The 12,297-nt window shown below is 63.8% G+C and carries 7 protein-coding genes; all 7 read right to left on the bottom strand.

All coding sequences use genetic code 11. From position 1 onward, the window contains the following. Positions 1-166 precede the first annotated feature (166 nt). The 7 genes from HNO51_RS20915 to tssM are packed head-to-tail and all read right to left on the bottom strand — an operon-like array spanning position 167 to position 12,262. A complete protein-coding gene (locus HNO51_RS20915) occupies positions 167-1,279 on the bottom strand; it encodes a DUF6708 domain-containing protein (RefSeq protein WP_234283666.1) in 1,113 nt (370 codons plus the stop codon). A gap of 12 nt (positions 1,280-1,291) precedes the next feature. After that, positions 1,292-4,735: a toxin VasX gene (locus HNO51_RS00545; RefSeq protein WP_197449160.1), complete on the bottom strand. Its 3,444-nt coding sequence runs from the start codon at positions 4,733-4,735 to the stop codon at positions 1,292-1,294. Between the two features lie 12 nt (positions 4,736-4,747). Then, positions 4,748-5,653: a DUF4123 domain-containing protein gene (locus HNO51_RS00540; RefSeq protein WP_234283692.1), complete on the bottom strand. Its 906-nt coding sequence runs from the start codon at positions 5,651-5,653 to the stop codon at positions 4,748-4,750. A 5-nt stretch (positions 5,654-5,658) separates the two neighbouring features. Continuing rightward, positions 5,659-7,725, bottom strand: a complete 2,067-nt coding sequence (locus tag HNO51_RS00535; protein ID WP_197449158.1) for a type VI secretion system Vgr family protein — start codon at positions 7,723-7,725, stop codon at positions 5,659-5,661. A gap of 1 nt (position 7,726) precedes the next feature. After that, on the bottom strand, positions 7,727-8,014 hold the full coding sequence (locus tag HNO51_RS00530; RefSeq protein ID WP_197449157.1) for a type VI secretion system PAAR protein: 288 nt from the start codon (positions 8,012-8,014) through the stop codon (positions 7,727-7,729). A 35-nt stretch (positions 8,015-8,049) separates the two neighbouring features. Continuing rightward, positions 8,050-8,625, bottom strand: a complete 576-nt coding sequence (locus HNO51_RS00525; protein ID WP_197449156.1) for a GNAT family N-acetyltransferase — start codon at positions 8,623-8,625, stop codon at positions 8,050-8,052. Then, positions 8,609-12,262 carry a type VI secretion system membrane subunit TssM gene (gene tssM / locus HNO51_RS00520; RefSeq protein ID WP_242597172.1) on the bottom strand — a complete coding sequence of 1,218 codons (3,654 nt, stop codon included), beginning with the start codon at positions 12,260-12,262 and terminating at the stop codon, positions 8,609-8,611. Before tssM ends, HNO51_RS00525 begins: the two co-directional genes overlap by 17 nt. Positions 12,263-12,297 lie beyond the last annotated feature (35 nt).

The following is a 12,297-nucleotide window of genomic DNA, read 5'->3' as shown; positions in this document are numbered from 1 at the left end:
TAATTGACCGTCAGGCCACGTTGGCCACTAACGGCAGGGCATGTGAGCCGAGCGCGACGATGGTGGTCCTCGATGTCGCCCTTCTCGATGAACTTCTCGCTGCGCTGTTAGACTGCGCGCTGAGGTTGAGGGGGGCCCAGAAAAACCTTGCGTTGCTTGGTCATCGTCAGGCTTCGACTCCCTGGCGACGATAAGCCTCGGCGAACACTTTTTCGATGGACCGCTGCGGGTCGCGTTGGCGAATCCGCCGAACCTCTTCCGACAAACGCACCAGCTCCTCGCTGGGCTTGGCCCACTGCTCCTTGGGGAGTGGCTTGGACCATTCCACCATCTCCGGTGGCAGTGACTTGGTACCGGAGCGTCTGAGTAGCCACGTTTCCAACTCAGCCAGGTAGCCCGGCAGGGTCCAGAAAGTGAGCAGGTGATAGAGGTACCAACCCAAAGTATAGAACCAGCCTACCTCTCCGTTACGGCGGCGCCGGTGAAGCCGGCGATGGGCGTTGCGAATGGTATGCGCTCCCTCCCAGGGGGGATCGCCTTCTTCCCGGATGGCAAGGGGGGTCTGGATCTCGTCGAGCGAGTTGATCTCGTATTCCATATAGCCGCGGAGCGCCTCCCATTCGGCAAGGGCCAAAGGCAGGGCCGGCGTCATGAACTCCGTTTTCACCCACTGGTCGGTGCCGGGCAGCACATAGCCGATACCCATGCCGTACTGCTGCTGCACACCATACTGAGTGACGCCTCGCGTCTCAAACACCCACGCTCGAAGTGATTCCCAGGGCACAAAAACCGGCGCTTCATGTCCATCACCGTTCTTCTTTTCCGGAACGAAGCATACCTCACGTCGTTGGCGATGAAAGCGTGCCGGAATAGAATTTTTCCTGATATGGAAGTGTTTTATCGTTAAAAAGATGCCCAAAAACAGTATTAGCAACACTACAAGTATTGCATCTCTTACAGCATTATCGACAAAGGCATGAAACACCCGCTCTGGCACAAATGGGTAAAGCACCATTGGAAAAAGGACAATGATCATGAGAGTCATTATGGACATGCCACTTAACAACAGCTGGTTGCCAAATACCCCGAACCAGCCGGCTCCATAGTCCAGCCATGTGTCATTGAGTTCACTGACAGCCCCTTCGTTAAGCGCCGGCTCTCCCGTTGGGAGGGGTAGAGGCGCCAGAAAGGTGATGCTGCCACCTGGCAAGCGTTCAATATTGCCAGCTTGCTGTGGTTTGGTTGGGTCAGGCCTCATAAGGCCTTTTTTCTTGGCCATGTAGGCTCCCGTTTACGGATTCATTACCATGGTGCGCGGATCGATAGCGTACCAGCCATTGGGCTCGATGGGTGCCGTCATGCTATCGGTTGGCTGGTAGTGAGAACCCGGCCCCGTGCCCAGCGAGGGATTCAGATAGATCAGCTGAATGTCATGGGCATTGGTCTGGTACTCCCCATTATCATTCAAGCGCTCCAGGCGAACGGCCACCGCATAGTGTTCCGGCGTAAAGCGTCGTGGAGGCATAACACCCCGAATGGCGACTCCCGTTGTGCTAGCTGTGGTAAGCAAGCGCAGGGAAGGCCCAAAGTCCCCGGTCATTGGACTCCATAGCTCACCTGGCTGCGCCGGCCCCGGCCCAGCACGGCGATGCCGGGGCTCGGGGTGTATCTGCCAGGCCTGGAAGGAAATCCGTACCGTGGGCCGCCCGCCCAAGGGAGTCTGAAACGCCTCCTTGGCGAGGCTGGGCAGTATGATACCCACGTTATACTGGTCGTCGCGTCTAGCCAGGGTGGCATGCACCGCCTGGTTAATGGAGAGCAGCTCGTCGGAATAGGCCTCCAGAGAGGCATCCCGGCTGGCAGCGCCCCAAGGCGTGGTTTCCAGCCAGCGGTCGTGCCGATCGAGGTTGTAGCGGTTGTAGACCCAGGTGCCGCCCAACTGGAGCAGGAAGAAGAAAAGACCCAGCAGATTGACCCGGGCCAGCACTTGGCCCAGGTACTTGCCTGCCACCTCGAGGGTAATGCGCCGACGTAATACAGCGATGCCTGTATCGGCGGATCTATAAAACCCATAACCGAAGTTGCCTGCCAATCCGGCACTGCCGCCTGCAGCGGTAAGGGCGCCATATTGGGCGACACGGTTGTCACTGCGAAGCGCCGACTGCCAGTTGCTGAAGTCGTTGCCAAGGCTATAGAGCGCTGCAACAAAACCGGCAAGGTAGCCAGCAAAACCAATCACGAGATGCAGGCGCCCCATCTGCGAATAGACGGCCTTGGTGCCCGAAGCATTTTCACCTAGGGCTTGAGTCATTGCCTGGGCATGGCTGGAGAGAGCGGTATGGCCGATTGCCTGAGCAGCCAACAAGCCTGCCGCTGCCGTGCCAAAAAAAGCCTGCGAGAGTTTCGACTCCTCACTCTCCATCAATAGATCGGAAGTCCCGGAGCGCTTCGACTCCTTGATCGTCGCCCAAAGATTGACCGCTTGGGCCAGGAAAACCAGCAGAGACAAGGCATCGCCACCCTTCGCCACTGGCGATGCCGAGCGGTAGCCCTGTCTCATATTGCGAATCATGCTTCCCGTCTGCTGTAGCTGCGTACTGGTAACCCCGCCGCCAGCGGCCGCCACGATAAGTCCGGCGCGCGCTTTACCCGCACTAGAAGCTTCACCTGGAGAAGCGAGACGCTCAGCATCGGCTGGCAACTCTTCCACCGGGCTGATGGCCCGGGCCAACTGCTCTTCCAAGGGAGTGAGACGCTGTTGAACCTGCCTTTTTTCCTGCTCCAGGTGGTGGTAGTTCTCTGTGCCATGCTGCCTACGATCACGCATCTGAGAGGTCTGGCTATTCAAGCGCCCTAAGTTGATCCTCAATGCCAATACTTGCTGCAGCAAACGGCGGAAGTTTGCCACTTCGCCTTCATTGGCAAGTTGGAAGGTAATGCGCCCTTCCCGGGCGGCACTCATCAAGCGTTGACCCAGAGCCTTGGGTAGATCACGAAAAATTTCCTCAAGCGGAGGCAAAGAGCCGGCTCCATCCAAGGCCTGTGCAAGCGTTTCCATAGAGCGCGCGATACCACGGCTAACTGCGGGCGTCAGGTTTTCCTGGGACAGCATGGCAGTAGAGCGTATATGTTCCGGCAGTTCAGCGATATCGGGCAGTTTGCCCTGTTCTAGCTGGTGCAGGCGATTCGCCCACTCTTCGAGATTCTCTAGCAGTTCGATGGAGCGCGTTCCCACACCGTAGCTCGCCGAGACCAGGCCGCTTAGTTCGATAGCCAGTGCGCCTTGATCTTGTAGTGAGAGGGTGTGGAAGAGCGGCCGATCGTATTCCGGATGTTGCTCCAACCAGTCACCGATCCTGTCGATGGTTTCGTCGTTGCGGCAGATATCCCGAGTACAGGAATATTGGGCCATGAATGCCAGCTCTAGCTGCACTTCGTCCTGAGGATCGAAATACCAGGCGGCCCTGTGGAAGAGGCCTTGGCATAGCATGTCAGCACGATCATGACTCAAGGCATCGAGGGCTGCACTCCAGCGGGATAGCTTCGCACCCTCGGCCTCCAAGCGTTGCTCCATCCGGCCGCGATCGATCAGTTGGTTAATGCCACGCTGGCCGAGGTTACGCCCATTCAAGGTATGGAAGGTCTCAAGGTTGAGACGATTGATCAAATCTCTGTGTTTTGTATAGAGCCCTTCACCCAAGGCATCGTGCATGGCTAGAAATGTTTGAACATACTCATTGTCTGAAAAACGCTCATGTCGCCAATGCGCTTCTGTTCCCATGGGGATCGCACCCCGATGATCTCTCCGAGCAATTAGATGGTCATAGATGGTCTGCCTCTGATCTTCGTTGGTATCATCCAATAGAGCGACCACTTCTTGATCACCTCCTTGAGCACGGAGCAGCAGTCTGTCTTCGTTTACCGTAATCAATGAGTCGATGTAGCTGCCCAGCACGTAATCCCGTTTTGCTTTTCCCCCTTCCTCCGTTGACCAGGCTTCATGCCACCCCACCACGTTGTCCTGATACATCGCCAGATCGCGCATGACTCCGATATCGTCGCGCACAATCAGGCACAGGCACTCGTCACGGTCCTCGACCTCATGCTGCTTGAGTAGCTTGCCAAGGCGAGACTTGTGGTAGTAATGGTCGTTTTCCCAGTGGTAGGCCTCGCCTTCCTGCTCATGGCCGCCTTCGGGCTGCTCCAGCTCGACCTCTTCGGCGAATTCCGCCACCCACTCTTCCGCCTGGGCAGTGGTGAGCAGGTGCTCCCCGCCACCGGAAACGGGGTTGGCGCCGGAAAGGTCGACTGCCTGCATGAAGGCATCGCGATCTTCCTCGCTCTCCAGTACCTGGGCACGCTTGGCATCGGTCCACTTTACTTCGGAGAAGCAGACGTAGAGTGTCCGATCCGTCTCGTATTCGAGCTTGCCACCGGTAATCTCATCGCCTTGTTCACGAAACTCGTACTCGGCGAGTTCGTTGGTCTCGCCATCAAGTACATAGAGATAGCCGTTACGCAGCAGGCGAATGCCCAGCGGCCTCGCACTCAGGGTGTAGGGCGTGGAACATCCGGGTACCAGCTCCTCGACCAAGCCATAACGCAGCGGCAGCAGCTGCACCTTGCCGCTGATCAGCGGGCAGGTCGCGCCTTCGTCGCTAACTCGGCAGGGAAGCTCATAGGCGGCCAGTGCGCCGTTGTCGCGGTCATCATTGGGTCGCTCGAAGGCAGACATGTGACATGCTTCCTATGTCGTAACATGGGATTGTGAGGTTGTGGCCGCGCTCAAAGCAGCCTCGAGACGCTCGATTCCGCCCAGGCGTCTATCGCTCAGCTCGTGATAAAGAGGGGTGTCGGTATGGTCATGCCAGGTCAGGGTTCCTAGCCGTGCCATCAGGGTGCACAGCAGCGCCCATTCGCGAGGCGTGTTGAAGCCCATGTCGCGGGCTTCGCCGATAACCCGCTCAAGGCAGGCATATCGCTGCGACTTCGGCGTGTCCGGCAACCAGTCGTTGCAATGACGCTCGACGAAGCTCAGCAGTTGGCGTGTATCTCGACGCAGATCGCAGGCCTGGAGCCGGGCAAGCTGCACTTCTGACAGCCGGTAGCCTTCGCTGTCTAGTGCAATAGGGTCAGCTTGCACTTGAGCGGGCGACCCATAGCCCCACTCTTCCGTCACGGCATTGGGCACGACCATCTGATCGATAGCCCCCCAAGGGACATGTGCCGGTGAGCTTTCAGCGGTTAGCAGAGCTGACATGACGGCTGGATCGGCCAGGCGCAGTAGCATCGGAATTCCACTGGGGTGTACGACCTGCACCAGGCGGCGCAGATGATCGGCCACTTCCAGCAGGCTGGCTTGGCTGATGATGAGATAACCCCATTCCGGCTCGAGCCCTTCCTTGAGGAAACGCTGCAATACCGGGTCATCAGGACCAGATAGCCGTACCAGCCAAGGAGAAACGTTACTGACCGCCGCCCAAGGGGTTCCCGCGTAGAGCAGATCGGCCTCCAACAGCCCTTCGGACCATTCATAAAGCCGACGCGGTAGCTCCTGGATACGCACGCCGTCGAGCAGCAGGTATACGTGCTGCTCGACGGGCCAACGCCACGGGCCACCCGTCAGCCCTTGGGAAAACAACCAGCTCACCATATCCGTCACGCGCTACCATCCTTTTCGCATACGGGACACAGCGCTTTCTGTTGTAGCAATGCCGCATGCTGAGGCGCCTGAACCGGGGTGAACTCGGGCGCTGCCTCCGCCTCCCGCGGTAGCGCCGGTGCCTGGGCCGCCTGGCCTGAACCGGAGCCGGGGCTGCCGCCGGAGTTGATCTTGACCTGACTGCCGACGATGGTCACGCCGCTGGGGTCGAGCTTGACGAAGCTGCCGCCGGCCTTGAGGGTGATCTCGGCGCCGGCTTCGATCACCACTTTCATGCCCGCCTTGTGGTGGATCTCCTGGCCGGCTTCGACGAGCTGCGCGCGGCCGACCTTCTCGTGGCGACTGGCGTCGACGATCAGGTGGTCGTCGCCGTCGATCTGGGTGTGGCGGCTGCCGTGCACCGTCAGGTGATCGTTGGCATCGACCTCACCGATACGGTCGTGATGCACGGTGAGGAAGCTGTCGTTGCCGATCTCTTCGGTGCGGTCGTTGTTGGTGAGCAGCTCCAGGTCCTTCTGAGCGTGGAGCCAGATCTGCTCTTCGCCGGCCTGGTCTTCGAAGCGAAGTTCGTTGAACCCTTCGCCCTGGTGACTCTGGGTGCGGAGGACGGTGCGGGTCTTGTGCTCGGGCAGCGCGTAAGGCGGCGTGTTGACGGCGTGGTAGGTGCGCCCGGTGATCAGCGGCTGATCGGGGTCGCCCTCCAGGAACGAAATCACCACCTCGTGGCCGATCCGCGGAATGGCGATACTGCCATAGCCGCCGCCGGCCCAGCCCTGGGAGACGCGCACCCAAGTGCTGGCGGTTTCATTGGGTTCGGCGTAGCGATCCCAGGGGAACTGCACCTTGACCCGGCCGTGCTCGTCGCAATAGATCTCCTCGCCCTCGGGGCCGACGACGAAGGCGATCTGCGGGCCGTCGACCCGGGGCTTGGGGTTGGGCTTGGGGCGCCAGGCGCGGTCGGCGGGGGTCAGCACCAGGGTGTTGTCGAACTTGGTCATTTGCCCCAACCCTGCCGCATCACCCTGGGTGAAGCCGTCCTCCTCCAGCGCCTGGGGCTGGCTGCCATGGTGGGTGACCTCCACCACCTGCCAGTCGCGGTTGAGTTCACTGAGGTCGTGGCCCTTGAGGGTGAAGCGCGTACCCGGGGCGAGCTCGGGCAGGTCGCTTTCGGCACGGCAGGTCAGGGCGTCGTTGCGCAAGTGCTCGAGGCGAATGCGGGTGAAGGCCGCGCCGGAGGCGTCGGCCTTGTAGCGGCCGGGGTAGTCGTAGTGTTCGTAGTCGTCTCGCTGACCATGGGCCTCGAGCTCATCGCCCACATGCTCGTGCAGCTGCGCATAGGCGGGGTTCTTGAATGAGTAGTCCTTGAGCGTGACTGAGGCCGGGGCGACCCGGGCGAGCTGCTGGAGCTTGCGTACGTGGCGCTGGGGCGGCGTACCGCCGGCACGGCCGTGGTAGCTGCGCTCGCCCAGGTGGGCCAGCGCCTGGGGGGCGTCGGCGAACACCAGGCGGTGGGCGGCGCTGGGGGTGTCGCCGTCGGTTTCGAAGCACTCATGGAAGTAGAACAGCCCCTCCTCGGCGGCCAGGCGTTGCAGGAAGGCGAGATCCGTTTCCCGGTACTGGGTGAGGTACTCCCTTTCCTGCGGTTCCCGGGTGGCGGCGAAGGCGATATCGGTGAGGCTGCGCTCGTCGCACAGGGTATTGATGACCGTGAGCGGCGAGGCCTGCTGGAAGATGCGCGAGTTGTGGCGCAGGCCGAGGCGCCACAGCGCCGGGCGGGCGACCAGCGAGTACATGGTGCGGCGGTGGCCGCGGTCGCCGCGGCCAAACTCGCTGACGATGGCGTTGACCCGGCGCAGCGTCTCGCCGTCCTGCCAGATCGTCAGGGTCACCGGGCGATCGAGTATCGCCGTGGCCGACAGGCTGCCGTTACGGCTGGCGAAGCGCAGCTTGAGGGTGAAGGGCGCGGAAAGCGCCTCTTCCAGGGAGAAGTCGACCACCGCCAGGTCGGCCGAGTCAGCCCCGGCGAGCTCGAGGGTGAATTGGAGTCCGGTTTGATTGGCCACGTCAGCTGCCCTCCCCGCTGGCGGAGCCGATCACCACGCCGCCACAGTCCACGGCGTGGCCGGTGAGGGCGGCGGGCTTGCCGTCTATCAGGATGCTGCCCGAGCCTTCGGCGATGGCACGCGGGTGGGTGGGGTGCTTGGGCTTGTCGTGCGGCGCCAGGGGGTCGCCCAGGCGCGCCGCCGGCTTGCCGTCGATCAGCACGGTCGGGCTGCCCGCGGTGACCGGCGTCGGCGGAAAGCCGTCATGGTCGGTGCCGATGTCACCCACGAGTACGAATTTGCGTCCCATCGATCGTTCTCCTGTCTATGCGTGCTGGCTGCGGGCTAGTCCCACTCGGCGGGCGCCTCGAAGCTGGCCACCTCGAAGGCGTTTACATGCATGCGCTGGAAGCCAGCTTCCTCCAGGCTGCGTACGGCGGCCTGGCAGGCCAGGGGCAGCCGTACGTTCAGCGGCACGCCGCTCAGGCTGTGGCGCGCCGCCCGCAGCAGGCGGGCGCCGTGGCCGCTGCCCTGCCACTCCTTCTCGACGAAGAAGAAACGCAGCTGCCAGGCCGATTCGTCATCCGGCCGGCAAGCCAGCAGCATGCCGAGGGAGGGGCCTTCGCCGTGGCGCAGCTTGAGCAGCCGGCCCTGCCAGCGGGCGATGTTGCCGCCGTCACGCTGCAGCCACTGGCCGCGCTGCACGGTGAACTCCAGTGCCCGGCGCAGCGTGGTCAGGCGGGCCTCATCGCGCAGTACCCAGGGCGAGTGCCCCTGGGTATCGGCACGCCGGGCGGCCTCGAGAAAGCCTTCGATGTCCTCCATCGCGGCCGCTTCCAGCCCCTTCGTCTCCTCTACCGCGCTGGCAGGTGCCGCCTTCTGGCGTTCGCTAGCGAACAGGCGCTTAAAGGCTGCCAACATCGAAACCTCCTTCGGCATACAGCGCAGTGGGCAGTTGGAAGCCGGCCACCAGCGGGCGGGTGAACGGGTTGCGCGAGCCGGTGGCGTACAGGCGATAGCGCGCCGAGCCGCCGTCGACCTGGAAGCGCAGCTCCAGGTCGCGCTCGCTGGCACTGGTGATCTCGGCCTCGTCGAGCAGGCGGAACCAGGCCCAGGCGCCATCACGGCTGAGGCTGCGCGGCGAGCGGTTGACCTGGCTCGGCACCAGAGTGATGCGGCTCTCGTTGCCGCCGCGCAGGGCGTTGGGCCAGATCATCGAGACCCGTGAGCTGGCACTGTGGGCGTAATCGATGATCTGGCCATCGATATTGATCACGCTGCGGCGCTTGTCGGGGCTGAGGCTCACCGGCTCCAGGGCGAACTCCACGTCGAGCACGCCGTCGCGGCCGAAGTAGGCCTGGCGGATCTGCTCGGCGCGCTGGATGGCGGTAAAGACGCTGTCACGCAGCAGCGGGCTGCCCTCGGCGTCGACCAGGTACTCGGGGGCTTCCTCGATGAAGGGGCGCAGGTTGTCCTGGTAGAAGCGGTCGAGAATGCCGCCGGCGGCGAAGAAGGCCTCGAAGTCGTTCAGGGCCACCTCACGCGAGGCGCTGGGTACCAGCGGGTAGCGGCCTGCCAGGCGCTCCTGGTAGGGCGCCACCACCTCGTCGAGCCACTGATGCTCGAGATGGCGAATGGCACTGGCCATCAGTAGCTGCCAGCTCTGGTCGGCCAGGCTCTCGAGCATGCGGTCCACCGGGGCCGGGGTGTTCTCGGCAATGCGCTTGAGGTTGTGGATGGGGTCGCCGCCGCGCAGCGCCAGGCGGTCGCGGGCACTGACGAAGGCCGCACGGCCCGGGTCGCTGGCGCCCTGCACCTCGCGCAGGTAGTCGCGCAGCTCGCCGATGGCGACCTTGATCTCGGCGATGTCGGCCGGGTTGTCGCCGCGGGCCTCGAGCAGGCCGTTGAGGTCGCGGAAGTTACGCTCGATCTCACCGGCAAGGCGATAGCGCGGCGAGCGCTCCAGCGCCTGGCGTGCGACTTCGTCGTCCACCGGCAGCTCGGGATAGAGCTGCGTGTGATGGGCCACTTCACCGAGCAGACGGTCCAACGGCCGGCTGGCGCCGAGCAGGGTGTCGGCCACCACTACGGCCTGGTCGATGTCGGGCAGCGGCACCAGGTAAAGGTCGTCGAGTGCCTGGCGCCAGATCACGTGATAGTCGCTGACGTAGCGTTCGTGCAGGGCATCGCGCAGCTGGCGCTCGTCGGCGGCACTGAAGACGATGTCGTCGCGCTGGCCCAGCACCCAGAGGTCGATCAATGCCAGCTCGGTGGCCTGCTCGATCTCCTTGAGGAAATAGCCCTCGAAGCCGTCGCGAGTCAGCAGGGTCGGCAGCCGCAGGCGCTCCAGCTCGTCGTCGCGGGCCATGAACACGGCATTGAACGACGGGCCGACGCCCTGGTGCAGGTCGAGCGCCGCACCGCTGCGGCTGCCGCTGTTGGCCTTGAGGGTGGCATAGACGCGCTCGTCCATCGGCTGGCGCGAGAGTTCCTCCTGGGCGGCCTGCAGGCTGCCGCGCAGCGCCGCCATGGCCTGTTCGGCATGACGATCGCCGGCCGCCACGCGCCCTTCGAGATCGGTATGCGCCATGGCATAGGCGAGATGTTCGAGCAGGCGCTCCTGGACGCTGCCGCGCTGGGGGAAGGCGCGCTGCCAGCGCCGCGCCATAAAATCCTGGACCCGCTCCGGCTGGCGGCCGCTGGCATCGGACATCATGCGCAGCACGCGCAGCAGGGCGAGCTTGTCGTTGCTGCCCGCCTCGGCACGATTCATGTCGTCCATGATGCCGATCATCAGCGAGGGCAGAAAATGGTAGCTCAGCATCGCCAGATAGGCGTCCTCCACCTCACGTCCCACTGCATGGCCCTGGTAGAGTCCCATGTCGGCCAGCCACGGCAGATGCTCGCGGTAGTCGCCGAACTCCAGGGTGGCGGCACGCAGGCGGTCGAGGGGCTCCAGCAGCGCATAGCCGGTGGGGTCGTCGCTGCGCAGCTCGTCGGGCTGGGCGGCCAGGAAGTCCTGGGCCTTCTCCTCGACCGCCGCCAAGGCCTGGGTGTTCTTCTGATAGAAGTGGCTCCAGCCGCCCACCAGCCCCAGCCCGGCCAGCAGGCAGGCGAAGGCGCTGGCACGCCGCACACGGCGCCGACGCCGGGCGGCGCGGGCGTTGTCACCCGCCAACCCCGCCTCGGGGTATATCACCTTGTCGAACAGTTCCTCGGTGAAGTAGAGCGCGCTGCGTGCGGCACGGTGGGCCGGCTGGGTGGTGTCGGCCATGCCGTAGCGGCGCGCGGCGGCGTCGACGAAGGGATCCTCCGGCACGCCCTGCTGGTAGACCGAGGTGAAGTAGGTGCCGCGCACCATGGCGGCGGTGGAGTAGCGGTCGCTGGAGAGCGCCTCGTGCAGGAAACCATGCAGCACGTCGCGCAGGCCGGCGAGCTGACGCACGAAGCGGAATACCGACTCGCGCTCCTCGCGGTCGCGACACTCGGCCAGCAGCGTGGGCAGGCTGCGGTTGAGCCGCTCGAGCATGGCGTCGTAGGCGTCTGCAAACTCGTCGACCCACTGATCGACGTGCTCCAGGCTCTCGGCGCTGAAGGTGAAGCCGAGCGGTGCACGCCGGGCGGCCCGGGAGTAGTGGCGGAAGAAGTCATCGAACCCATGCAGCAGGTCCATCTTGCTGAAGGTGACGTAGACCGGCAGGCGGGCGCCGTGGCGTTCCATCAGCTCACGCAGGCGAGCGCGCAGCAGCGAGGCATAGGCCTTGCGCACCGCCACCCGGGCATCGCTGAGCCGCGCCAGGTCGAGCACCAGCACCACGCCGTCGAGCGGACGCTGGGCACGGTTGCGCTCCAGCCAGCCGACGAAGTGATCCCACAACCGGCTCTGCACTTCCTGGGGCTCCCCGCCCTCCAGCGCCCCCTGGGTCAGCAGCTCGCCGTCGGGGTCGATCAGTACCGCCTTGTCGCCGATCCACCAGTCGAAGCCGAACTGGTTGCCCTTCTTGCCCTGGCCCGACGCCTTCATCACGTGGGTCAGCGAGAAATTCTGGCCGGAACGGTTGATCAGGCTGGTCTTGCCGGCGTTCTCCACGCCCATCACCAGGTACCAGGGCAGCTTGTAGCGCGCGCCGGGGCCGGCACCGAGGTTGTCGAGCAGTTCGTGAAGGGTGGCGTTCAGCCTCGCCTCCTGCTGCTCCACCTGGACCAGCGTCGGGTCGAGCTGCCGCCGCTCGTTCTGGCGTCGTTCGTCGTTCACTTCGCGCAGCCGGCGAGCCAGGCGGATACCCCAGACCAGGGCGGCCAAGGTGGCCAGCGCCAGGGTGGCGAGCAGCCGGTTGAGCCAGGGCGCCAGCGGATAGCTGTCGCGCACCTGCCACATCGGGCCCAGCCACCAGATGGCGGCCACCAGCGCCGCCAGCAGCAGCCACCAGAGCACCGCGGTGAGCTTGCTCGCCTGCTTGCCGAGGCCCTGGGCCTTGTTGCCGTGCGCCTTGGCCAGGTTGGCGTTGCTTTGTGCCCGTGAGACGCCGGGTACCCAGCGACTCAGACCGGACTTCACACTTTTCCACATGAGGCTTGGCCCTCGTCCCTGTT

This window comes from Billgrantia sulfidoxydans (assembly GCF_017868775.1).
In the GTDB taxonomy this organism is placed as follows: Bacteria; Pseudomonadota; Gammaproteobacteria; order Pseudomonadales; family Halomonadaceae; genus Halomonas; species Halomonas sulfidoxydans.
Note: the sequence above shows the minus strand (reverse complement) of the source record. Positions and strands in the feature narration are given on the sequence as shown.